Here is a 22,076-nt window from a genome sequence, read left to right on the forward strand (position 1 = left end):
TGTGCTGTCCGGCCTCTGCCACAACGCCGGTGGGGGCTGATCATTATTGCGTGGGTGTCTCCCAGGCTGGTGTCAGCGCATTTCCTCGACCGGTGTCACGCCAAGAATACCAAGACCTGAGGAAATAACAACTGAAACGGCCTTTGCGAGCGCGATTTTCGATTGTGACGTGGCCACATCGCCCTCTTGGATGAACCGCAAGCCAACCTCGTCGTTGCCGCGGTTCCATAGCGCGTGGAAATCCGAGGCAAGATCATAAAGGAAGAACGCAATCCGATGTGGCTCGTTTGTGCGCGCTGCAATTTCGACCAAACGCGGCCATTCGGCCAGCGATTTAGCAACCTTTAATTCGGACTCATGCGTAATGCCAGACAAGTCCGCCGCTGCAAGTGTCGCGTCATCAACGTCGATGCCCGCTTCCTTAGCCTTGCGCAGCACCGAATTCACCCGTGCAACTGCATAGTTCACATAGAAGACAGGGTTGTCTTTGCTTTGCTCCAGAACTTTGTCGAAATCAAAATCAAGCGGCGCATCGTTCTTGCGGGTCAGCATGACGAAGCGGGTTACATCAGGGCCAACTTGCTCCACCACATCGCGCAGCATGATAAACGTACCCGCACGCTTTGACATTTTGAACGGCTCGCCATTTTTGAACAGGCGGACAAGCTGCGTAAGCTTGATATCAAGCGGTACCTCGCCAGCGGAAAGCGCCGAAACGGCTGCCTTCATCCGTTTGACATAGCCGCCATGATCCGCGCCCAAAATGTCGATCAACTCATCAAAACCGCGCTCGATTTTAGTGTAGTGATAGGCGATATCGGGGGCGAAATAGGTCCAGCTTCCGTCGGATTTCTTGATGGGGCGGTCCACATCATCGCCATGGGCGGTGGAGCGGAACAGGGTTTGCTCACGCGGCTCCCAATCTTCCGGCATTTTGCCTTTGGGCGGCTCGAGCACACCATCGTAGATCAGGCCTTGCGCTTCTAGCGCAGCAATTGCGCCTTCGATCTGCCCTGTGCCGTAAAGCGATTTTTCGCTATAGAATACATCCATTTCAACACCGAGCATCGCAAGGTCGCTGCGGATCAAATGCATCATCGCATCGGTGGCATAGTCGCGGATTTCAGGAAGCCATTCTTCCTCACGAACGCCGACGAGCTTGTCGCCATAGGCCTCGGCCAGCGCCTTGCCTACGGGAATTAGGTAATCCCCCGGATAGGTGCCGTCTTCAAACGCGACTTCCTGTCCAAGAGCTTCAAGATAACGCAGGTACACAGAGCGCGCCAAAACATCGACCTGTGCGCCGCCATCGTTGATGTAATATTCGCGCGTGACGTCATATCCGGCGAAATCCAGAAGGCTCGCCAGCGCATCACCAAAGACAGCGCCGCGTGTATGACCGACGTGAAGCGGGCCAGTTGGGTTTGCGGAAACATACTCAACGTTAACTTTGCGGCCCTGCCCCATGTTCGAGCGGCCATAGCTTTCGTCCGTGAGAGCCGTGCTAATCACGCCCTGCCAAACACCATCTGCGAGCCGCAAGTTAAGGAAGCCCGGTCCGGCCACTTCGGCCACTGTGATGCGATGATCCTCGGCAAGCTTGGCGGCCAGCGCCTCAGCAATGTCGCGCGGCTTCATCTTGGCGGGCTTCGCCAAAACCATTGCTGCATTGGTTGCCATATCGCCGTGGGCCGCATCACGCGGCGGCTCGACCGCGACGTTCTTCATCTCAAGACCAGCAGGCAGAAGCCCCTCGGCTGTCAGCTGATCAAGGCTATCGATTACAAGCTCGCGAATATCGGCAAAAAGGTTCATCTTACGGCGTCCTATTGTTTATCCGCGCGGTTTAGCAGGATTAGCGAAACATTCAACCACATGCGCGCGGCTTAATCCTTCAACTTCACCCGTCCGGTCACGATATTATCGGGCTTCACACCACCAATCAGGCGTTGGTGTTCCTGAATGGCAAAACGGTCTGTCATCCCTGAAATATAATCGGCCACGATCCGCGCGAGAGTCGTCTCATCCTTGGCTTCGGCGATTTCCTTGCGCCATTGCTTGGGCAACAAATCCGGCTGCGCCATGAAGAGCGGAAACAGCTCATCAATCATGCGCGTCACCTTCTCTCTCATCCGCACGACCGAAGGCGCGCGATACATGCGCACAAAAAGGAACTTGCGGATCACTTTAAGGTCACGCCAGACAGGGTCGGAGAACTGGATCATCGGCTGACCCGCTGCGCGAATATCCTCAACCGATTTCGGATTAATCTCGGCCAGCAATAGGTTGCTCTGGGCAATTACATCCTCAACCAGAACACCAAAGAACCGGCGCAGAGCTTCGTGACGACGGCGGTAATAGTTCAAGTCCGGATACTTTGCATCTACGCGCGCAAAGCAATCATCCAGAAGCGGCAACTCGGCCAGTTCATCGGTTGAGAACAACTCTGCGCGTAGGCCATCGTGTAGGTCATGGCTGTTGTACGCAATATCATCAGACAGCGCAGCAACCTGCGCCTCCGCACTCGCGTAGGTATCAAGCTCAAGGTCGTGGCGGGCGTTATATTCCGCCAGCGCATAGGGCAATTCGCCGGTTTCGGGATCGCCCGTTACGGGGCCGTTGTGTTTTGCGATACCTTCAAGGCTTTCCCACGTGAGGTTCAGCCCATCAAACTCTGCGTAGTGCCGCTCTAAGTTCGTGACGATCCGAAGCGCCTGTGCGTTGTGATTAAACCCGCCATAGGGCGCCATGAGCGCGGCCAGTGCATCCTCGCCTGTGTGTCCAAAAGGCGTATGGCCAAGGTCATGCGCCAGCGCCACGGCTTCGGTCAGTTCCTGATTAAGCCCAAGCGTCCCCGCAAGGGTCCGCGCAACTTGGGCAACCTCAATGGAATGGGTCAGCCGTGTGCGGAAATAATCGCCCTCATGCTCAATAAACACCTGTGTTTTATGCTTGAGCCGCCGAAACGCACTCGCATGAATGATCCTGTCGCGGTCCCGTTGGAACGGCGAACGATGGGCGCTCTCTTCCTCAGCATACAGTCGTCCCTTACTGCGTGCCGGATCGGAAGCAAATGATGCAAGCATTTGTTACCTACCTGTTGTCGCTATGCCTTTTGGACCTTATATGTGACAGGTAACAGAATGGAAACGTGTTATGAATCTACCCCCTAAGGTCACCCCCCGCGCCTTTGAGCGCCTCGCAGAGATCGGAGCCGCCGCGCAAGGAAAAGCGTTGCGCGTTGCCGTTGAGGGCGGCGGATGTTCGGGCTTCCAATACGAGATCGAGCTGGATGACCCTGCCGACGAAGACCTTGTGCTTGAAGGCAACGGCGAAAAGGTCGTCGTTGACAGCGTCTCCCTGCCGTTTCTGGCAAATGCTGTGATCGACTTTACCGAGGAACTGATCGGCGCCCGCTTTACGATCGAAAACCCGAACGCCACCTCGTCTTGCGGCTGTGGCACCAGCTTCTCGATGTAGCGCACCCCAAAAGAGCAGAAACGGGCAATTCTATGAAAATCGCGACCTTCAACATTAACGGCATCAAAGCCCGTATCAATGCGCTTCCGGATTGGCTCAAGGAGGCAGAGCCCGACGTGGTTTTGCTTCAAGAGATCAAATCCATCGACGAAAATTTCCCTCGCGAGATATTCGAGGATATGGGCTACAACGTCGAAACCCACGGCCAAAAAAGCTTTAATGGCGTGGCAATCCTCTCGAAACTGCCGCTCGAAGATGTAAGCCGTGGACTTCCCGGCGATGACAGCGACGAACAGGCCCGCTGGATCGAAGCAACCGTCGTGGGCGAGCAGGCCGTGCGCGTTTGCGGGCTCTACCTGCCCAACGGCAATCCGGTTGAACTCGACCAAGAAGGCGCGCCGATTGAGGGCGGCAAATATGCATATAAATTGGCATGGATGGAGCGGCTTCACACACGTGCGAAACAGCTTCTGGAGGATGAAATGCCTGCATTGATGGCGGGGGATTACAACATCATCCCCCAACCCGAAGACGCCGCCCGACCCACGGCTTGGGAAGGGGACGCGCTCTATCGCCCTGAAAGCCACGAAGCATGGCGCAAGATTCTCAACCTCGGCTTTACCGAGGCGTTCCGCGCCCGCAATCAAGCCCCTGAAAACTATAGCTTTTGGGATTATCAAGCTGGCGCATGGAATAGAAACGACGGCATTCGCATCGACCATTTCCTTCTCACACCGCAGTGCGCCGATCTCTTGCTTGAATGCAAGATCGACAGCGAAGTGCGTGGACGTGAAAAACCTTCGGATCACACACCTGTTTGGGTAGAGCTCGCCGCTTAACCCGCAGGGAGACCGACCCGTCTAGACGGTTTTGGTCACGTCGTGTGCGTAAATCCAGTCAAATTGTTTGGCCGCCATATGGGGGGCAACGGCGGTCCCAAGCCGCAGTGCCGAATGCGCCAGAAACCGAACGGGCCCAGACGGCAAGTGATAATTGCGGGCGTTCTTATTGGCCGCTTCGATCACGCGGGTGACGCGCGGGACGCGCTGCGCCTGATAGTGCGCAAACCCGTGGGCGACCGTATCGCCCATGGCCAATGACGCCGCCAAAACCCAAGCATCCTCAAGCGCCATATTCGCGCCCTGCGCCATAAACGGCAGCGTCGGATGCGCGGCATCACCTAGAATGGCGACCTGCCCGCGTGTCCATGTGGCAGCAACTGGATGGCGGAACAGCCCCCACCGATAGACTGATTGCACCCGATCCAACAGCGCGCGGACATCTGGCGTAAAACCAGAGAAGGCCGCGCGTAGGTTGTCTGGGTCGTCCTCGTGGGACCACCCCTCCTCGGCCCAATTCGCGGTTTCTTGGACAGCGACGAGGTTAAGCTGGTTTCGATCACGCAACGGATAGGTCACGAGATGGCGGCGGTCGCCCATGTAAACCTTGGCCACCGGATCCGCGTCTTGCGTCGGAACAATTGCCCGCCACGCCACCTGCCGCGTAAAAAACGGCTTCGCTTCGCCATTGAGAGCAGCACGAACCTTGGAATGAAGCCCGTCGGCCCCGATCAGAATTTCCGGATGGGCCTCGGCACCTTGAGCCGTGCGAACAACGGGCTGGCCATCTTGAAAGGATACATTTTCAATGTGATGGAGAAGTTTGATCTGTACACCTGCTGCGCGCGCGGCTTCGGCCAGAACGTCAATCAAATCAGCACGATGTACAAATAGATATGGGCGCTCTCCGTCTTGTGGCTCAAGGCCCATACGGAACACCGTTCCGCCGGCCTCACCATCTATGAGCCGCATAGAGCGGGCACGCGGGCTGCGCGTCTCAACAGCTTCGGCAACGCCAAGCGCTTTCAATACGGCGTAACCGTTGGGCGAAACCTGAATTCCAGCGCCAACTTCCTTAACAACTTCGGCCTGTTCAAACACAGTGACCTGCGCACCGCGCAGCGCCAACGCGAGAGCCGCAGAAAGCCCGCCGATCCCCGCGCCTAGAATATGTATTTTTTGCCCAATCAACATAATGAACTGCCCTTACGAAAAAACGCCGCAGCGTGAAAGCCCCGGCGTTTACTTCGTTTTGATCTGTGTCGCGATTAATTGTCGCGTCTAGTCGTCACGGTGGACTTTTTCGCGGCGCTCGTGGCGCTCTTGCGCCTCAAGTGACAATGTCGCGATAGGCCGTGCATCCAGACGTTTAAGCGAAATCGGCTCGCCCGTGTCTTCGCAATATCCGTATTCCCCCTCGTCGATACGGCGTAGCGCGGCGTCGATCTTGGCAACCAGCTTGCGCTGGCGATCACGGGTACGCAATTCAAGCGCACGATCAGTTTCTTCGGAGGCGCGATCCGCCACGTCGGGAATATTCCGCGTGCCGTCTTGCAATCCTTCGATGGTGTCTTTGCTGCCAGCCACCAGCTCGTTTTTCCAATTTAGCAATTTGCGACGGAAATACTCGACTTGGCGTTCATTCATAAACTCTTCGTCCTCAGCGGGACGATAGTCTTCTGGCAAGAAAACTTGTGCTTTCATACCTGCTCCCTCATGCAGGCCGTCTGAACTGTCTCTTGCTGAGTCGGTCATCGGGCTCCTCATTCTGGGGGTGGTCTATTCCAAACCAGAGAGATTGTCACGAGGTTAAAAGCCGCAGTTGAGTCAAAATGTGGCAATTGGTAAAGGTGAGGAAGGAAAACCACATAGGCTATGAAAATCTCAATGAAATTTACCGGAACAGACGCCTATGTGGCGACAGAAGACCTGACCGTTGGCGTAAACGCGGCCATCACACTGGAGCGCCCGCTGCTTGTTAAGGGCGAACCGGGCACCGGAAAAACCGAACTTGCCCATCAAGTTGCCCGAGCGCTGGATATGCCTCTGCTGGAATGGCACATCAAATCCACCACCAAAGCGCAGCAGGGTCTTTATGAATATGATGCCGTTTCCCGCCTGCGCGATAGCCAGTTGGGCGATGAACGGGTCAATGATGTGCGCAACTACATCAAGAAGGGCAAACTGTGGCAGGCTTTTGAGGCCCCAAAACGCGCCCTCCTCCTGATTGACGAGATTGACAAAGCCGACATCGAGTTTCCAAACGACCTGCTGCAAGAGCTCGATAAGATGGAATTCAACGTCTATGAAACCGGCGAAACCATCCGTGCAACGCATCGCCCTGTGGTGATTATCACGTCAAACAATGAAAAAGAGTTGCCGGACGCGTTTTTGCGGCGCTGCTTTTTCCATTACATCCGCTTTCCCGAAATGGAGACCCTGCGCGCGATTGTCAAAACGCATTTCCCGGATATCAAAGACCGCCTGCTCACCACGGCACTGACCCAGTTCTACGAGATCCGAGATACGCAGGGCTTAAAGAAAAAACCATCGACTTCCGAAGTACTCGATTGGCTCAAACTGCTTCTGGCGGATGACCTCAGCCCCGAAGATTTGGCCAAAGACAGCAAAGATGCCCTGCCGAAACTCCATGGCGCATTGCTCAAGAACGAGCAGGATGTCGCCTTGTTTGAGCGGCTCGCATTCCTTGCGCGTGGGCAGAGATAACACACTCGGGTTCACCGGAAAGGATACTTATGGCTCTCGAAATCCGCCCTATTTGCGCTGAAGACAAGCCAGAGTGGGCAAAACTCTGGACAGGGTATCTCGCGTTTTATCAGACCGAACTACCCGAAGAAGTTTTCGACAGCACCTTCTCTCGCCTTCTGAGCGACAATCCACATGATTTCAATGGGTTGATCGCGGTTCTAAATGGCAAACCCGTTGGCCTCACGCACTATCTTTTTCACCGCCACGGCTGGAAAATTGAAAACACGTGCTACCTCCAAGACCTCTGGGCCGAGCCTGATGTGCGCGGTCACGGAATTGGACGCGCTCTTATTGAGGCGGTCTATGCAGAAGCCGACAAGGCGGGCGCCCCGTCAGTTTATTGGCTTACACAAGAAGATAATCTCCCCGCGCGGCAGCTTTATGATAGAGTTGGGAAATTGACACCGTTTATAAAGTATCAGAGACCCTAGGATGCTTCGAAACATCGCCGTTCTCCTCCTGCTCGCAGGGTGTGCCGTCCCGGAGCAATCCGGCGATACCAGCCGCCAAAATTCAACCGAGAAAACAGAAGCCGATTACACGGCGATGAAGACGTTCAGCGGTCCGGTTAAGACACAGCTTAACCGCTCCAACAGTGAAACAGCCCGCGACTTCCTAGACCTTACGTTCGCGCTTGAAACGGGCCGCGAACTGCCCGTCATGACACGTTTCGACACGCCGATCACCGTGCGCCTGAACGGCGCAACGCCACCCGCTGGCCGACAGGAACTATCCCGTCTACTCAAACGGTTACGAACCGAAGCTCAAATAGATATTCGGCAAGTTGACGCCAGCGCTCCCGCCGCCGTCAGCATCGAAACCCTTCCCCGCAAAGACCTGCAACGACACCTGCCTGACGCAGCATGTTTCGTTGTTCCGCGCGTCTCGAGTTGGGAAGAGTACCGCCGCAACCGCCGCAGCAACATAACCGATTGGGCCACGCTGGAAACCCGTACAAAAGCTGCGATCTTTATCCCCTCCGACGTAAGCCCACAGGAATTTCGCGATTGCCTCCACGAGGAACTCGCCCAAGCTATCGGGCCACTCAACGATCTCTATCGGTTGTCAGACTCGGTGTTCAACGACGACAATTTCCACACAATTCTAACAGGCTTCGATATGTTGGTTCTGCGCGCGTACTACTCGCCTGAGCTCGCTTCCGGCATGACCCGTGGCGACGTGGAAGCCCGCCTCCCTGCATTACTCAAACGCATAAATCCTGCTGGCGGCTCCGTAACGCCGCTGACGGCCCAAACAACGCCAGACAGCTGGAAGAAAGCAATAGAAACGGCCATGTCGGCCAATCGGCCCCGCCAAAATCGGCTCGCCGGCGCGTCTAAGGCTTTGCAAATTGCCCAAAACAACGGCTGGACCGATTCCCGCCGCGCTTTCTCGCTTTATGCCTACGGCCGGATGATTATCGCCTCAGACGCCGAGGAAGCCCTTCAGGCCTTCGTCTCTTCGCAACTCATGTACAAAAACCTCGGCAACGCGGAAATTCAACAGGCTCATGTGGGCATGCAACTGGCGGCCTTCGCCCTCACCGACGGCAATCCTGAATTCGCACTGTCCATCGTGAATTCCTATCTTCCTGCTGTTCGCGCCGAAGAAAATGCCGCCCTGCTCGCAACGCTGCTCTTGCTCAAGGCCGAAGCGCTCGACGCAATTGGCCGCGCCTCCGAAGCGCGCGCAACACGGCTCGACAGCTATGGTTGGGCGCGGTATGGCTTTGGCGATGACGCGGTGATCAAACGCCGCCAGAAAGAAATCGCGCAACTAAACCGCCCTCCGCGGATCTAATTGCGCCGTAAGACCTGGCCTTGGGCCGAACTGGAGATCCACATGAACACACTATTCGCTTTGCTTGCCGGTGCATTGGTTGGCGCATTGCTCGCCCGCCGTCGCGATGGGAACCCCCTTGATTACGCGCAGTACATGGTTGTTTTCGCACTCATTTTCGCCGTTGTCGGCATGTTCCTCACAATCCTCGTGACCCGCATGGCCTAAGGATGTTTCTGCGCTTCTTTGAAACCCTAAGATCGGAAAATGTCCCCGTGACTCTACGGGAATTTTTGATGTTTCTTCGTGGGTTACAGGCAGGAATAGCCACATACGACATCGACGAATTCTATTACTTTTCTCGCGCGGCCATGGTGAAGGACGAGCGCCACATTGACCGGTTCGACCGCGCCTTCTCTGCCAGCTTTAGCGGTTTGGCCGAAATCTCGGTCGATGATGTGCTGAACGCCGTTGATATCCCCGCCGACTGGCTTACCAAACTTGCCGAAAAGCATCTAAGCGAAGAAGAAAAAGCCCAAATCGAATCCGCTGGCGGGTTTGAGAAACTGATGGAAACGCTGAAAGAGCGACTTGCCGAGCAAAAAGAGCGCCATCAAGGCGGCAGTAAATGGATCGGCACCGGCGGTACATCGCCGTTTGGCGCCCATGGCTATAACCCCGAGGGCGTGAGGATCGGACAAGACAACAGCCGCCATCAACGCGCCGTAAAGGTTTGGGACAAAAGAGAATTCAAAGACTTTGACGACACGGTCGCCCTTGGAACGCGTAACATCAAAATCGCGTTGAAGCGGTTGCGCAATTGGGCGCGTTCCGGTGCGGACGGAGAGCTTGACCTCGGCGGTACAATCCGCGCAACCGCGCACAATGGCTTCCTTGATATCAAGACCCGCCCCGAGCGTCACAACGCGGTAAAAGTCGTTTTATTTCTAGATGTTGGCGGCAGCATGGATGCCCATATTCAGCTCGTCGAAGAACTGTTCAGCGCCGCACGCAGCGAATTCAAGCATCTCGAGCATTACTATTTCCATAACTGCCTTTATGAAGGCGTCTGGAAAGACAATGCCCGACGCTGGAATCAGCAAACGCCCACATGGGAGGTTCTCCGCCGATTTGGCAGCGACTATAAGTGCATTTTTGTCGGCGATGCCGCGATGTCACCCTATGAGATTGCCTATCGTGGCGGTGCAAACGAGCATTGGAACGAGGAAACTGGCGAGGTCTGGCTGCGCCGTGCGTGTCAGCAATGGCCAAGCCACCTTTGGATTAATCCTGTACCAGAAGCACAATGGCGCTACACGCAATCCACGCAAATGATCCGAGACATTTTTGAAGATCGTATGGTCCCCATGACGCTTGAGGGGCTGACAAAGGGCATGAAAATCCTGACCTAAGCCTTTGGTTTTAAAAAGACACTGCCTTAGCAAATCGCGGCAGCCTTGCCTTTTTAAAGAGCTTGCGCATGTCTTGATCTTCACCCGACAAACGACTTGCCTCGAGCCGGATACGCTCGGCAAGATCCTGCATCGCGCCGGGATCGCGTTGAAACAGGTCGAACAGGAAATGATCAGGGTCCAATCGCTTCACATCTTCCTCCGCCAAAATATGCGCGGGAAAATCTTTGCGGTTAAGAGTGACGATCGCATCCGCATGTCCGGAAACCGCAGCCGCCAGCACGTGAATGTCATTCGGATCAGGTAAATAAAGCCGTGCCTCTACGCCTTTGGCGACAGACACGCTTGCATTTGGAAACTGAGATTTCAGGACAGCAATTTCACCACGGGCAATTGTTTCCGCACCTGCCCCCAGTTTGATCGTTGCGCGTGCCCATTCTTCCAATATCCGTTCAGACCAAAGCGGTGTGTAGAGCCCAGCTTTTGCGGCACCAATCAACGCCTCTCGCATGACAGTTGGATACAGAACGCAGGCATCAAGAAGGATTTTCACTGTCAAAAACCCTTAGATATCAAGGCGGAACGTCAGCGATTTGAGGTAACCGCTTTCGGCAAGGTGCGGGAGCAGCGGGTGATCAGGGCCTGCGAATCCGGTGCGGACAAGTTGCATTCTCCGCCCCGCACGTCCGATACCCCGCGCGCTCGCGTTTCGGAATTTTGTAAGATCAGCAGCATGGGAACAGGAGCAAAGCGTTAGGTAGCCACCGGGTTTCACCAAAGGTGCTGCCAATCGCGCAACGCGTTCATAGGCGCGTAGCCCCGCCTCCAGCGCCTTTTTGCTTGGTGCAAACGCAGGTGGATCGCATACAACTACGTCGAATATCTCGCCCTCTTTGGCCAGTTCTTCGAGCATTGCGAAGGCGTCGCCCTTACGGGTCGCAAACCGATCAGCAACGCCGCTGGCCTCTGCACCCTGCTCCGCGAGCGCGAGTGCGGCTGCGGAACTGTCCACAGCAAGTGCGGATTTAGCGCCTCCAGCGAGCGCGGCAAGAGAAAATCCGCCAACATGGCTAAAGACATCGAGCGTTTTTGCGTCTTTGCAAAGCCGTTGCACAAAAGCGTGGTTTGGCCGTTGGTCAAAGAACAGGCCTGTTTTTTGTCCGCCGAGAATATCTGCCATATAGGTTGCGCCGTTCATTGGAACCGGAACAGGAGCGTCGATGCTCCCCTTCACGACCGTCAACTCTTCGTCCAACCCTTCAAGCGATCGCGCACGGCCAGACCCGTTTTTCACGATGGTCGAGACGCCGCTCACCTGCTCGAGCGCTGCGGCAAGAACGTCGAACATGCCGTCTGCATAAGCGGCATTCGGCTGGATAACGGCAACATCACCGAAGCGATCAACAATCACACCCGGCAGGCCATCAGCTTCGGCATGCACGAGGCGATAGAATGGTTCGTCAAACAGCGCAGTCCTATGGGCCAAAGCGCGTTCAAAGCGTGTCTCGAACCAGTTCTGATCGATTGTCGCGGTCGGGTTGCGGTCCAACATACGCGCAATGATCTTGCTACCTGTGTTCACCGTCACAACGCCCATGGCTTTGCGATCGCTGTCTTCAAGAATCGCAATGCTTCCCGGTTCGAGCGCTTTTGTACGTCGGTCCGTTACGAGTTCATTTGCATAGACCCAAGGAAATCCATGCCGGATGGCACGCGCTTCTGCTTTGGGTTTCAGTCGGACAGTTGGATAGGCTGAATGTGTCATGCCCCCTCATAGGATGTTAAACACCGCTGCGAAAGAGGCATTCCGCGCCAGACCGCTATGCGCCGCTCTCCTCAAGGTAAATAACCGCGAGTTCTCGCTGAATAACGAGCGCCAAGTGGTTGGTAACGCGCACCTTCTGGGTTTGTCCGTTGAAATCGGCTCTAACAGCGTCATCCCCGCCAAATGCTTCCAGATCGGCATGAACTTCGCGCGCGGGCGCAATTGGCTGCCCAGTCGCGGCATCGGTTACCGATAGAATAAAGCGAATTGAATGGGTGCCACCGTAAGCATAGCGCGCGCGCTCCGTTAGCGAATGAAAACGCGTAACCTGAACATTTACGTTCACAGATTTGCTGCCGCTGAGCGCCTTGGCACCGCGGCCCATGCCCTCTTCAAAGATGGCTTTCACTTGCTTGTGGCGATCACCAGGGGGATCACCGCGCCAAACGATATCCGCATTCGGGTAGTACTGATTGGCCTCTGAAACCACGAGTGTTTCCGGCACGCTGATGTTTATGCTGGAAATTGTATAGGTGTTTTGCGGAATTTTTCCGTCCGGAAACTCATATTTGGTTTTGCCTCCGCCGGAACACGCGGCCAAAACAAAAGCAAAAGCAACGGCCATAGTCGCCTTGAGTACAGACATATAAATCCTCCAAAACGCAAACTGGTTCGAACCAACCACATAGCCAATGCTCATACAGGTCGATTTTTGAAATCACCAGAAGCGAACTCATTAAAAACATTCGTCTTCTGAAAGAGTATCGTTGCAAATCAGTTAAGAAAACAAAAAAAGAGGCACGAAATCGCGCCCCTCTTCAATTAGTTGTTAGGTCTCGCCGAGCTTTGACGCTGACTTATGCCGCAACAGGCTTTTTCCGCCCTAGAAGCGTAAATGGCTTCGCGATTGCGCGGCCCAATGCAACTGTGAGGTCGCGGGCCATTTCCGCACGCATGCGGTGCGCACGCTTTTCGATTTCGTGCATGTCGATTGCGTCGATGTCTATATCTGTGGTCACTTCGGGCATTTTTGTCTCCGATCACCTTCAATTTCGTTAACCTTAATTTAGGTCAACAAGACTGTCCTTACTACTGACAGTTTCACATTTCCGTATTGCGCTGAGCGAATGGCTCAATCGAGGCCGGAATTGTGCTATCGTTGAAAAGAAGTGTCTGGCAGGGTATTGTTAGCGCTAACAGGATATGCTATGTGCCCGGTGAAGCAACACGACTCTCTGGCCCAAAGGTAAGTCACATGTCTCTGAATCCAACTGTAGCCGCCGTAACCGAGCGCATTATCGAGCGGTCTCGTCCGACCCGAACGCAGTATCTTGCCCGTATGAAGCAAGCCATCGAAGAAGGCCCGCGCCGTGCGCATTTGTCCTGCGGCAACCAAGCTCACGCCTATGCGGCGATGGGGGGTGATAAAGACGCTCTGGTCGCGGAACGTGCCGCGAACCTCGGGATTGTGACGGCTTACAATGACATGCTGTCGGCCCATCAACCCTTCGAAACATATCCGCAAATCATCAAGTCTGCGGCCCGCGAAATCGGAGCAACGGCGCAGGTTGCAGGCGGTGTACCCGCCATGTGCGACGGCGTCACCCAAGGCCAAGTCGGCATGGAGCTCTCGCTCTTCTCGCGTGACACAATTGCGCTGGCCGCAGGGATCGCTCTAAGCCACAACACGTTTGATTCCGCAGTTTTCCTTGGCGTCTGTGACAAAATTGTGCCCGGTCTTGTGATGTCAGCGGCAACGTTCGGATACCTTCCATCGGTGTTTATTCCAGCGGGCCCAATGTCGAGCGGCTTGCCAAACGATGAGAAAGCGCTGGTTCGCAAGCAATTCGCAACTGGTGAAGTTGGGCGTGATGCGCTGATGGCGGCGGAGATGGCGAGCTATCATGGTGCCGGAACCTGTACCTTTTACGGTACCGCCAACTCCAACCAGATGCTGATGGAATTCATGGGACTGCACCTTCCCGGTGCAAGCTTTGTGCCGCCAGAGGGTGATTTGCGCGAGGCTCTGACCCGCACCGCCGCACAGCGCGCGCTGGCGATCACTGCACTTGGCAATGAGTTTACACCGGTTTGCGACGTTCTGGACGAGCGCGCATTTGTGAATGGAATCATCGGCTTGATGGCAACGGGTGGCTCAACCAACCTTGTGCTGCACCTTCCTGCGATGGCGCGCGCTGCGGGCATCATCCTTGACCTGCAAGATTTCGAAGACCTCTCGAAAGTCGTACCGCTCATGACCAAAGTTTACCCCAACGGCCTTGCCGACGTGAACCATTTTCACGCAGCCGGTGGTCTCGGATTTGTCATCGGTGAACTGCTTGGCAAAAATATCCTGCACGATGATGTGAAAACTGTCGCGGGTGACGGCCTTAGCCGTTATGCGCAAGACCCGAAGCTGGTTGACGGCAAATTGACATGGGTTGAGGGGCTTGGCCGCTCGGAAAACGAAAAGATCCTGCGACCTGCATCTAACCCGTTCAGCGAATCCGGCGGCCTCAAGCGCCTGTCCGGCAACGCGGGAACCGGCATGATGAAAGTCTCCGCCGTAAAAACAGAGCATCAAAACATTACGGCCCCCGCCCGCGTTTTCACCACGCAAGATGCAGTTAAAGACGCATTCAAAGCCGGCGAATTTACCGAGGATACAGTTGTCGTTGTCCGCTTTCAGGGTCCAAAATCCAACGGCATGCCAGAGCTTCATGGCCTGACGCCGTGCCTGTCTGTGCTGCTTGATCGTGGCTTGAAGGTCGCGCTCCTGACGGACGGACGCATGTCCGGTGCATCGGGCAAAGTGCCTGCCGCAATCCATGTGTCTCCGGAGGCCGCTGTCGGAGGACCGCTTGCTAAAATCCGCGATGGCGACATGGTTGAAGTCAACGCAATCACTGGCGAAATCAACGTGCTCGAAGATGATTTCGAAGCGCGCCAACCCGCCACGCCGGACCTTTCAGACAACAGCCACGGCATTGGACGTGAACTCTTTTCCGTGTTCCGAGACACCGTTGGCGCATCAACCGACGGGGCAGCAGTTGTCGTTTAGGCAAGCGCGCACTATAAGGCCACCACGGCCCAACACAGATGCGCTTTCCGCGCCCCAATTCATTCAGGAGATCCAAGAGTGACCCCGCAAGAAGCCAGCCTCCGTGCCGCAGAAATCTGCCGTTTGGCCCCCGTTGTTCCCGTACTCGTTGTTGACGATGCCGCACATGCCCAACCTCTGGCCGAAGCGCTAGTCAAGGGCGGCCTACCCGCACTCGAGGTTACACTGCGCACAGATGCAGCCCTTGATGTGATCCGCGAGATGGCAAAAGTCGAAGGCGGCGTTGTTGGTGCTGGCACACTACTCACCCCAGACGATGTTAAAGCTGCGGTTGATGCAGGCGCGAAATTCGGCGTGTCCCCGGGCGCGACGGACACGTTGCTCGACGCTTGCGAAGAAGCTGGCCTGCCGCTGCTTCCTGGTGTTGCGACGTCTACCGAGGCCATGCGCCTGTTGGAGCGTGGATATACAACGCAAAAATTCTTCCCCGCAGAAGCGAACGGCGGCGCCAAGGCGCTCGGTGCAATCGGTGCGCCACTTCCACAGGTCAAGTTCTGCCCAACTGGTGGCGTCTCCCTTGCCAACGCACCGGATTACCTCGGCCTGAGCAACACGCTCTGCGTCGGCGGCAGCTGGGTTGCGCCGAAGACCCTCGTTCAATCTGGGGATTGGGCAGGGATCGAAAAACTCGCTCGCGAAGCAGCAGCCCTTTAGGCCTGAGTTTTCCGCACCTCAAAGCTATTCTATTCCAAGGGCGCCTCGGCGCCCTTTTTCACATCTAGGATTTAACGCGCGTCTTGCGGCCGCCCCGCCGCCCTTTGATCTCTGGCGTCAACAACCCATCGCGCAGGATTTCCAGCATCGGATGATCTTCCGGCGCGCTTTTGTGCTGTTCCAACAATTCGGCAATCGCCGCCTTCGGATCAACTTCGTTTGGCAAGCTCAACGACCAATCGATAAAGATCGACCTGCATTCTGCCGAACTAATTCCTTCAATCCGAAAACTCTCACGTATTAGCCCCTTGGGGTCGGCGGTCGTGTTTTTATGAGTTTTATCAATCATAAACGTCAATCTTGCTCCGGAACGGGAAACAGCCGATCAATAACCACGCGGGCCTGATCGGCAACCTTTGCGACGGTTTCTTCCATGTCCGCAACGCTGCTGCAACCAGTTTCGCGCAGTAGGAACTCGCGCCCCCCTTGTTCGATCTCATCGGCGCCCACGGGCTGCTCCATCAAAAGGCGAGACGCTGCCTGAAGCCGCCACATCAGGTCGCCTGAGTTCACCAATGCACCGGTGTCAGACGCTGGCAAATCGCCCGAAGCAATCTGCGCATTCACGCCGCGCCCATCAAATCCCGCCATAAGCGCGATTGCCTGCGCGGTAAGCTCCACATCCTGAAGCCGCCCCTGTCCGAGTTTCGCCTCGTAGGGGGAGTTCGCAGGTGTCGCAGCTTTGATCCGCGCGCGCATTTCACCTGTTTCTTTGATCACACGCGCCTTATCGCCCTTCTCGACCAGAACACGTTTGCGGAAAGCGTCAAAATCCGCAGCCAACTCCGCACTTCCAGCAACTGGTCTGGCGCGGGTGAGCGCAAGGTATTCCCACACCCACGCCTCAGTCTCCTGATAGCTCTGATAGGCGGCCCAGCTTGTGGCGACGGGCCCCGCCTTCCCTGATGGGCGCAGCCGCATATCAACCTCATAAAGCCGACCTTCGGCCATCGGAACCGTAAGAGCGGTCACAAATGCCTGTGTCAAGCGCGCATAATACGCCCTTGCCATTAGGGGGCGGCGACCAGTGCTTTCTTCGGTGCCGTCGGCATCATAGATAACGATCAGATCAAGGTCAGAGCGATAATGTAGCCGCTTGGCCCCAAGGCTACCCATACCCAAAACGATCGCGCCACGTCCCGGGAGCGGCCCGTGTTTCTCCGCAAAGTTCTCGCACACAACGGGCCAGAGTGCGGCCAGCACCGCATCGGCCAAATCCGCATATTGCGCGCCCGCTTGATCGGCATCAATCAAGCCACGAAGATGATGAACGCCGATACGGAAATGCCATTCCTTGGCCCACCGCCGTGTTTCATCAAGGCGGCTTTCATAATCTGCAAGCGGAGCAAGCTGCGCGGTCAACGCCTTGGTGAGTGCTTCTTTTCCTGGCCAATCGCTAAAGAAAGACCCGCCAATCACCGCGTCGAATACACTTGAATTCCGCGACAGATAGCTCGCCAAATCAGAGGATGTGCCAACGATATCAAGAATAAGATCAATAAGTTGCGGATTGGCCTCAAACAGGGAGAACAGTTGAACGCCAGCGGGCAATCCTTTTAGAAACCCGTCAAACTGGCGCAGCGCCTCATCCGCGCGGGCGGATTTCTGTATGCGAGCCAGCAGGTCAGGTTTGAGACGCTTGAAAATCTCATTTGCACGCGCAGAACGTAACGCGGGATAAGCATACCACCCCTCGACGATCTTGCGCGTTTCCTCGGGAAGCTCGGGCTCAGGCACCGAAAGTCCCGGCGCAAAGAACCCCTCGGTAAGATGATGAACCTCTTCAAGTCGCGCTTTGATATCGGCCTTGAGCTTTGTGACATCGCCCTCGCCCATGAAATTGGCAAGACGTTCGAAATCCTCCTCGGTTTTTGGAAGGCAATGGGTCTGGGCGTCCGCAATCATCTGAAGGCGATGTTCCACTTCACGGTGCGCCTTGTAATGGTCGGTCAAAACCTCAGCTGTTTCCGGCTCGACCCATCCTTTCTCTGCAAGCGCTGCCAAGCCGTCGACCGTACTGCGCACCCGAAGCGATTTATCGCGGCCGCCCGCGATCAGCTGTCGTGTCTGGGTAAAAAACTCTATCTCGCGGATACCACCACGCCCCAGCTTCATATTATGCTCTGGTAGGCTGATTTCGCCCGTAAACCCATTGTGCGCACGGATTTTCAAACGAATGTCATGGGCATCTTGAATCGCGGCAAAATCCAGATGCTTGCGCCAGACAAAGGGCGATAGCCGTTTAAGATATGCTTCACCCGCCTCGATATCGCCTGCGGCCGCTCGTGCTTTGATATGCGCGGCCCGCTCCCAAGTGCGCCCCAAACTCTCGTAGTATCGCTCCGCAGGATCCATCGCCATACAAACAGGCGTTGAACTCGGATCAGGCCGAAGCCGCAAATCTGTGCGGAAAACATAGCCCTCCGCCGTATTGTCATTCAGCAGCGCTGACATGCGTTTTGTCGCGCGGATCAAACTCGTGCGGGCATCGAAATAGAGATCGGGGTCATATTGGCTCTCGTCAAACAAGCAGATGAGGTCAATGTCAGAGGAATAGTTCAACTCCCCCGCACCCATCTTGCCCATCGCCAACGCCACAAGACCACCTGTCGCCTCTTCGGTATCGCGCGCATAGCCGGGAAGTTTGCCGCGTTTGGCCTCTCGGGTTACTTCGGCCTTGATCGCGCGATCCACTGCTAGATCAGCCAGATCAGTAAGCGCACCCGTCACGTCCTCAAGCTGCCATACCCCTGCCAGATCGGCCAAACCCGCCAAGAGAGCAACCCGCCGTTTGGCCACGCGCAATGCAACGCCAAGCTCATCCGGCGCGGTTGCACGCACATCCTCAAACACTTTCGCCAAGGCGTCCTCGGGCGAACCCGCCAAGGCCTCCGCGAGCCAATCCCCCTCCCGTGTCATGAGGTGAAGCAAATAAGGCGAGCACCCGCCTGCCCCTGCGACCAAATCAGCAAACTCCGGTGCAAGCTCCGGCACACAGGCAAGCGCATCCTTGCTGCGTTCGAGGTCATACGGAATCGGGGAACGGGTCATTCGGCTGGCAAAAGTCATAGCGCAATCGTGATGCCCATTCAGAGGGGCGTCAATACGGCTTGCAGCCACATGCAATTTTTGAAACCCTCCGCGCAAAGAAAACACATCTACGGACATCCCATGAGCAAAAGCCTGAAACGCGTGAAAGCCGCCCTAGAGGCCGCAAACCTTCCCCAAAACGTTAAGGAGCTAAGCGAGGGCACAAAAACCGCACAGGCCGCCGCAGATGCCGTTGGCGTTGATGTGGACCAGATCGCGAAATCCATTATCTTCGCCAATGCCGAAACCGGCGAGGCTGTTTTGTTTATCACGGCGGGCGGCCAACAGGTATGTCCGGAAAAAGCCAGCGCTCTCGTTGGCGCAGATTTGGGCAAGGCCGACGCCAAACTCATCCGCGCCCAAACAGGGTTTGCCATCGGCGGCGTAAGCCCAATCGGACACCTCACGCCACCACGCACATTTTTCGACAAAACCCTGCTTCAGTTCGACGAAATTTGGGCTGCTGCGGGTACTCCACACCACGTTTTCGCGGCAAACCCCGAAACACTCGCAAAAATTTCCGGCGCAGAAGTATCTGAATTTATTGTATAAATAAAGTTAATGTAAAAAACATTCACATTTTCTCTTGCATTTCACGGCTACGTGACCATTTCTGTTAATGTGAAAACGCTTCACATTGAACAAAACAGAGGAGAGACACGCATGAGCACCGTCGGCACTTGGCCCACCCAGGCAGAAACCTGGCTGGATGAAAAAGGGAAAGGCGCATGGATCGCTGCAATGATCCTCGGCTTTATCTTCTTCTGGCCTGTTGGCCTCGCCCTTCTTGCATATATGATCTGGAGTAAACGCATGTTCGCAAAATCCAATGGTGGCTGTGGCCGCCGCTCTCGCCGCTATAGTTTCCGCTCCTCCGGCAACACCGCGTTTGACGCCTATAAGGCCGATACGCTGTCGCGCCTAGAAGAAGAGCAGCAAAACTTTGAAGCGTTCCTTACGCGCCTTCGCGAAGCAAAGGACAAAGCAGAGTTCGACGATTTTATGGACGAGCGCGAGAAGAAAGCACGCGACGCCAAGAAATCAGAGCAGGACGACACAATCGAAGCCTAATCCCGCTTCTTAGGGTGTAGCGCTCCCCGTTCCTTAGCGCTCCCTCTGTGTCACATCGGCCCCGCCGCCTTTCCAACGCGCTGCGGGGCCGATATACGCCACTTAGGCTCAACTTCCACCAACGGCCCTCCACCCATCAACGGACACCGAAATGTCATACGACGATTTTTCCCAAAGATCAGATTTTAACCAACGCACGTCCGGCCTTCCCGATCCGGAGTTTCACGCCGAATTCTATCAGGATGTGACGGCCAAGCGCTTTTTCGCATGGGTGATTGATACCATCGTCATTGGCATCCTGACCGCACTGGTGATTGTATTCACCGCTTTCTTAGCGGCGTTCATCGCACCGCTGGTATTTATGGTGATCGGGTTTGTTTACCGAACCGTCACCATCGCAAAGAACTCAGCGACCCCAGGTATGTGGCTCATGGCGATCGAATTGCGCACCCATCGCGGCGAGCGCCTCGACACCTCCATGGCACTTCTGCACACCTTGGCCTTTACCGTGTCGTTCTCGGTCGTGATCCTGCAAATCCTGTCGGTCGGCCTCATGGCACTCTCGCCGCAGGGCAAAGGCCTAGGCGATCACCTCCTTGGCACCGCCATGATCAACAGAATCTCGCGCTATTAACTCAAATTTTAGCTAGGGCTTGGCGCATGCAAACTCGCTTGCTATCCTCTAAATCAGGAAACAACACGAGTAACCATGCGCCACAGTCTTCCCATTGCGCCGCAATTCTATGTAACGGCCCCGCAACCCTGCCCCTATATCGATGGTCGCAAGGAGCGGAAACTGTTTACCTCGCTCCAAGGCGAGTTCGCCACACACCTCAATGACAGCCTGTCAAAACAAGGGTTCCGGCGCAGCCAGAATGTGCTTTATCGCCCGTCATGCGCAGAATGCGCAGCCTGTTTGTCAGCGCGCATCCGCGTAGCAGATTTCAAGCCCAACAAAAGCCAGCGGCGCGTTACCCGCAAAAACGCGTATCTGAAACGCGACGCGCGGTCGCCTTGGGCCACCGAAGAGCAATTCGAACTGTTCCGCTATTATCTCGCCTCGCGTCACGCAGACGGCGGTATGGCCGATATGGATGTCTTTGAATTCGCTGCGATGATCGAGGAAACGCCGATCAAAACGCGCGTGATCGAGTACACAACGCCGGATGATACGCCCAACGTGGATACTGGCTTAACCGCTGTTTGCCTGACGGATGTGTTGGATGACGGGGTGTCGATGGTTTATTCCTTCTTTGATCCCGATCTCGCCAAAAACTCGGTCGGCACATACATTATCCTCGACCATATCGAGATCGCTCGCGAACTTGGCCTCCCCTATGTTTATTTGGGCTATTGGGTGCCAAACAGCCCGAAGATGGGCTACAAGGCGCGCTTCTCGGCACTTGAGGTGTTTAAAGATAACGAATGGGTTAACGTCGATGACCCCGAAACGTTTGACGCGGAAACACACCCACTCCTGACCGATCCGATTGCCGAACAGGTTGCGCAAATCGCCCTGCCCGACAGCCGCGTGGCGGGTCCGCCTGTATCGCTCAAAGAGTAGTGGCGCAGCAGATTTCCCTCGTGGCGCTTGTGGTGCCGGACTATGACGCCGCGATTGCATTTTATTGCGACATGCTTGGCTTTTCCCTTATCGAAGACACCAAACAATCGCCAACCAAACGTTGGGTTGTTGTTGCGCCAAGCGGCGCGGGATCAACACGCATCCTTCTGGCCAAAGCGGACGGCCCCGAGCAGGAAGCCGCAATTGGCAATCAGACCGGTGGGCGCGTTGGGTTCTTTCTTCAGACCGATGATTTCGACGCAGATTTTGCACGGATGAAAGACGCGGGCGTCACGTTCCTTGAGGAGCCGCGCGATGAGCCATACGCCAAAGTTGTTGTCTGGCGCGACCCGTTTGGCAATACATGGGATTTGCTGCAACCGCGCTAGCATCCCACCGCTTATTACACACGCATAGCGAAACAATACGTTTCCTTATTCGAACCAAAATGCACGCCCTGCGCGTGTTTTTT

At 55.6% G+C, this 22,076-nt stretch carries 24 protein-coding genes; 14 read left to right on the top strand and 10 right to left on the bottom strand.

What is annotated here, in order from left to right; all coding sequences use genetic code 11:
* Positions 1-72 precede the first annotated feature (72 nt).
* Positions 73-1,815, bottom strand: coding sequence for an arginine--tRNA ligase (gene argS / locus OU789_RS07415; protein ID WP_274654653.1), 1,743 nt, complete (start codon positions 1,813-1,815; stop codon positions 73-75).
* Between the two features lie 71 nt (positions 1,816-1,886).
* Positions 1,887-3,086, bottom strand: coding sequence for a deoxyguanosinetriphosphate triphosphohydrolase (locus tag OU789_RS07420; RefSeq protein ID WP_274654655.1), 1,200 nt, complete (start codon positions 3,084-3,086; stop codon positions 1,887-1,889).
* A gap of 70 nt (positions 3,087-3,156) precedes the next feature.
* Here OU789_RS07420 and OU789_RS07425 point away from each other — a divergent pair, with 70 nt between their 5' ends.
* Positions 3,157-3,480: a HesB/IscA family protein gene (locus OU789_RS07425; RefSeq protein ID WP_263953038.1), complete on the top strand. Its 324-nt coding sequence runs from the start codon at positions 3,157-3,159 to the stop codon at positions 3,478-3,480.
* Between the two features lie 32 nt (positions 3,481-3,512).
* The gene (gene xth, locus OU789_RS07430; RefSeq protein WP_263953037.1) at positions 3,513-4,319 is read left to right on the top strand and encodes an exodeoxyribonuclease III; all 807 of its coding nucleotides are present in this window, start codon (positions 3,513-3,515) and stop codon (positions 4,317-4,319) included.
* A 21-nt stretch (positions 4,320-4,340) separates the two neighbouring features.
* Here xth and OU789_RS07435 read toward each other — a convergent pair whose 3' ends face one another.
* Both OU789_RS07435 and dksA read right to left on the bottom strand, forming a co-directional pair.
* Positions 4,341-5,516 (bottom strand): FAD-dependent monooxygenase, encoded by a 1,176-nt coding sequence (locus OU789_RS07435; RefSeq protein ID WP_446719178.1) that lies wholly within the window; start codon positions 5,514-5,516, stop codon positions 4,341-4,343.
* 84 nt (positions 5,517-5,600) lie between these two features.
* The gene (gene dksA, locus OU789_RS07440; protein ID WP_263953296.1) at positions 5,601-6,023 is read right to left on the bottom strand and encodes an RNA polymerase-binding protein DksA; all 423 of its coding nucleotides are present in this window, start codon (positions 6,021-6,023) and stop codon (positions 5,601-5,603) included.
* A 183-nt stretch (positions 6,024-6,206) separates the two neighbouring features.
* Here dksA and OU789_RS07445 point away from each other — a divergent pair, with 183 nt between their 5' ends.
* The 5 genes from OU789_RS07445 to OU789_RS07465 are packed head-to-tail and all read left to right on the top strand — an operon-like array spanning position 6,207 to position 10,279.
* Complete coding sequence (locus OU789_RS07445) at positions 6,207-7,046, top strand: AAA family ATPase (RefSeq protein WP_274654660.1); 840 nt, start codon at positions 6,207-6,209, stop codon at positions 7,044-7,046.
* 29 nt (positions 7,047-7,075) lie between these two features.
* Positions 7,076-7,519 carry a GNAT family N-acetyltransferase gene (locus OU789_RS07450; protein ID WP_274654662.1) on the top strand — a complete coding sequence of 148 codons (444 nt, stop codon included), beginning with the start codon at positions 7,076-7,078 and terminating at the stop codon, positions 7,517-7,519.
* 1 nt (position 7,520) lies between these two features.
* Complete coding sequence (locus OU789_RS07455) at positions 7,521-8,888, top strand: DUF2927 domain-containing protein (RefSeq protein WP_274654664.1); 1,368 nt, start codon at positions 7,521-7,523, stop codon at positions 8,886-8,888.
* Positions 8,889-8,930: 42 nt separating this feature from the next.
* Positions 8,931-9,095, top strand: a complete 165-nt coding sequence (locus tag OU789_RS07460; RefSeq protein ID WP_274654666.1) for an apolipoprotein acyltransferase — start codon at positions 8,931-8,933, stop codon at positions 9,093-9,095.
* A gap of 2 nt (positions 9,096-9,097) precedes the next feature.
* Positions 9,098-10,279: a vWA domain-containing protein gene (locus OU789_RS07465; RefSeq protein ID WP_274654668.1), complete on the top strand. Its 1,182-nt coding sequence runs from the start codon at positions 9,098-9,100 to the stop codon at positions 10,277-10,279.
* Between the two features lie 10 nt (positions 10,280-10,289).
* On the opposite strand, the gene OU789_RS07470 is transcribed toward OU789_RS07465, so the two are convergent.
* From OU789_RS07470 to OU789_RS07485, 4 genes are all read right to left on the bottom strand, one after another.
* On the bottom strand, positions 10,290-10,832 hold the full coding sequence (locus OU789_RS07470) for an RSP_2648 family PIN domain-containing protein (RefSeq protein ID WP_274654670.1): 543 nt from the start codon (positions 10,830-10,832) through the stop codon (positions 10,290-10,292).
* A gap of 12 nt (positions 10,833-10,844) precedes the next feature.
* Positions 10,845-12,044 (bottom strand): RSP_2647 family RNA methyltransferase, encoded by a 1,200-nt coding sequence (locus tag OU789_RS07475; RefSeq protein WP_274654672.1) that lies wholly within the window; start codon positions 12,042-12,044, stop codon positions 10,845-10,847.
* A gap of 55 nt (positions 12,045-12,099) precedes the next feature.
* Positions 12,100-12,690 carry a DUF6778 family protein gene (locus OU789_RS07480; RefSeq protein WP_274654674.1) on the bottom strand — a complete coding sequence of 197 codons (591 nt, stop codon included), beginning with the start codon at positions 12,688-12,690 and terminating at the stop codon, positions 12,100-12,102.
* A gap of 211 nt (positions 12,691-12,901) precedes the next feature.
* Positions 12,902-13,072 (bottom strand): RSP_7527 family protein, encoded by a 171-nt coding sequence (locus OU789_RS07485; protein WP_274654676.1) that lies wholly within the window; start codon positions 13,070-13,072, stop codon positions 12,902-12,904.
* A gap of 227 nt (positions 13,073-13,299) precedes the next feature.
* Here OU789_RS07485 and edd point away from each other — a divergent pair, with 227 nt between their 5' ends.
* Positions 13,300-15,105 carry a phosphogluconate dehydratase gene (gene edd, locus OU789_RS07490; RefSeq protein WP_274654678.1) on the top strand — a complete coding sequence of 602 codons (1,806 nt, stop codon included), beginning with the start codon at positions 13,300-13,302 and terminating at the stop codon, positions 15,103-15,105.
* A 78-nt stretch (positions 15,106-15,183) separates the two neighbouring features.
* The gene (gene eda, locus OU789_RS07495) at positions 15,184-15,819 is read left to right on the top strand and encodes a bifunctional 4-hydroxy-2-oxoglutarate aldolase/2-dehydro-3-deoxy-phosphogluconate aldolase (RefSeq protein ID WP_274654680.1); all 636 of its coding nucleotides are present in this window, start codon (positions 15,184-15,186) and stop codon (positions 15,817-15,819) included.
* A 64-nt stretch (positions 15,820-15,883) separates the two neighbouring features.
* Here eda and OU789_RS07500 read toward each other — a convergent pair whose 3' ends face one another.
* Entirely contained in the window at positions 15,884-16,168 is a 285-nt protein-coding gene (locus tag OU789_RS07500) for a hypothetical protein (protein WP_274654682.1), read from the bottom strand.
* Between the two features lie 5 nt (positions 16,169-16,173).
* Entirely contained in the window at positions 16,174-18,948 is a 2,775-nt protein-coding gene (locus tag OU789_RS07505) for a [protein-PII] uridylyltransferase family protein (RefSeq protein WP_274654684.1), read from the bottom strand.
* A 102-nt stretch (positions 18,949-19,050) separates the two neighbouring features.
* On the opposite strand from OU789_RS07505, the gene OU789_RS07510 reads away from it, so the two are divergent.
* From OU789_RS07510 to OU789_RS07530, 5 genes are all read left to right on the top strand, one after another.
* Positions 19,051-19,521 (top strand): YbaK/EbsC family protein, encoded by a 471-nt coding sequence (locus tag OU789_RS07510; protein ID WP_274654686.1) that lies wholly within the window; start codon positions 19,051-19,053, stop codon positions 19,519-19,521.
* 111 nt (positions 19,522-19,632) lie between these two features.
* Entirely contained in the window at positions 19,633-20,040 is a 408-nt protein-coding gene (locus OU789_RS07515; RefSeq protein WP_263953021.1) for a DUF2852 domain-containing protein, read from the top strand.
* A gap of 151 nt (positions 20,041-20,191) precedes the next feature.
* A complete protein-coding gene (locus OU789_RS07520) occupies positions 20,192-20,674 on the top strand; it encodes an RDD family protein (protein ID WP_263953020.1) in 483 nt (160 codons plus the stop codon).
* Between the two features lie 75 nt (positions 20,675-20,749).
* On the top strand, positions 20,750-21,604 hold the full coding sequence (locus OU789_RS07525; protein ID WP_274654689.1) for an arginyltransferase: 855 nt from the start codon (positions 20,750-20,752) through the stop codon (positions 21,602-21,604).
* Positions 21,604-21,993 carry a VOC family protein gene (locus OU789_RS07530; RefSeq protein ID WP_274654691.1) on the top strand — a complete coding sequence of 130 codons (390 nt, stop codon included), beginning with the start codon at positions 21,604-21,606 and terminating at the stop codon, positions 21,991-21,993. The genes OU789_RS07525 and OU789_RS07530 overlap by 1 nt, the downstream gene beginning before the upstream one ends.
* The last annotated feature ends 83 nt before the right edge of the window (positions 21,994-22,076 follow it).

It is taken from the genome of Halocynthiibacter sp. C4 (assembly GCF_028823805.1).
Lineage (GTDB): Bacteria > Pseudomonadota > Alphaproteobacteria > Rhodobacterales > Rhodobacteraceae > Falsihalocynthiibacter > Falsihalocynthiibacter halioticoli.

What these genes read in the sequence shown, in the direction of transcription:
- argS (WP_274654653.1), bottom strand. Translation starts at nt 1,815, where the DNA reads ATGAACCTTTTTGCCGATATTCGCGAGCTTGTAATCGATAGCCTTGAT.
- OU789_RS07420 (WP_274654655.1), bottom strand. Translation starts at nt 3,086, where the DNA reads ATGCTTGCATCATTTGCTTCCGATCCGGCACGCAGTAAGGGACGACTG.
- OU789_RS07425 (WP_263953038.1), top strand. Translation starts at nt 3,157, where the DNA reads ATGAATCTACCCCCTAAGGTCACCCCCCGCGCCTTTGAGCGCCTCGCA.
- xth (WP_263953037.1), top strand. Translation starts at nt 3,513, where the DNA reads ATGAAAATCGCGACCTTCAACATTAACGGCATCAAAGCCCGTATCAAT.
- dksA (WP_263953296.1), bottom strand. Translation starts at nt 6,023, where the DNA reads ATGAAAGCACAAGTTTTCTTGCCAGAAGACTATCGTCCCGCTGAGGAC.
- OU789_RS07445 (WP_274654660.1), top strand. Translation starts at nt 6,207, where the DNA reads ATGAAATTTACCGGAACAGACGCCTATGTGGCGACAGAAGACCTGACC.
- OU789_RS07450 (WP_274654662.1), top strand. Translation starts at nt 7,076, where the DNA reads ATGGCTCTCGAAATCCGCCCTATTTGCGCTGAAGACAAGCCAGAGTGG.
- OU789_RS07455 (WP_274654664.1), top strand. Translation starts at nt 7,521, where the DNA reads ATGCTTCGAAACATCGCCGTTCTCCTCCTGCTCGCAGGGTGTGCCGTC.
- OU789_RS07460 (WP_274654666.1), top strand. Translation starts at nt 8,931, where the DNA reads ATGAACACACTATTCGCTTTGCTTGCCGGTGCATTGGTTGGCGCATTG.
- OU789_RS07465 (WP_274654668.1), top strand. Translation starts at nt 9,098, where the DNA reads ATGTTTCTGCGCTTCTTTGAAACCCTAAGATCGGAAAATGTCCCCGTG.
- OU789_RS07475 (WP_274654672.1), bottom strand. Translation starts at nt 12,044, where the DNA reads ATGACACATTCAGCCTATCCAACTGTCCGACTGAAACCCAAAGCAGAA.
- OU789_RS07480 (WP_274654674.1), bottom strand. Translation starts at nt 12,690, where the DNA reads ATGTCTGTACTCAAGGCGACTATGGCCGTTGCTTTTGCTTTTGTTTTG.
- OU789_RS07485 (WP_274654676.1), bottom strand. Translation starts at nt 13,072, where the DNA reads ATGCCCGAAGTGACCACAGATATAGACATCGACGCAATCGACATGCAC.
- edd (WP_274654678.1), top strand. Translation starts at nt 13,300, where the DNA reads ATGTCTCTGAATCCAACTGTAGCCGCCGTAACCGAGCGCATTATCGAG.
- OU789_RS07500 (WP_274654682.1), bottom strand. Translation starts at nt 16,168, where the DNA reads ATGATTGATAAAACTCATAAAAACACGACCGCCGACCCCAAGGGGCTA.
- OU789_RS07505 (WP_274654684.1), bottom strand. Translation starts at nt 18,948, where the DNA reads ATGACTTTTGCCAGCCGAATGACCCGTTCCCCGATTCCGTATGACCTC.
- OU789_RS07510 (WP_274654686.1), top strand. Translation starts at nt 19,051, where the DNA reads ATGAGCAAAAGCCTGAAACGCGTGAAAGCCGCCCTAGAGGCCGCAAAC.
- OU789_RS07515 (WP_263953021.1), top strand. Translation starts at nt 19,633, where the DNA reads ATGAGCACCGTCGGCACTTGGCCCACCCAGGCAGAAACCTGGCTGGAT.
- OU789_RS07520 (WP_263953020.1), top strand. Translation starts at nt 20,192, where the DNA reads ATGTCATACGACGATTTTTCCCAAAGATCAGATTTTAACCAACGCACG.
- OU789_RS07525 (WP_274654689.1), top strand. Translation starts at nt 20,750, where the DNA reads ATGCGCCACAGTCTTCCCATTGCGCCGCAATTCTATGTAACGGCCCCG.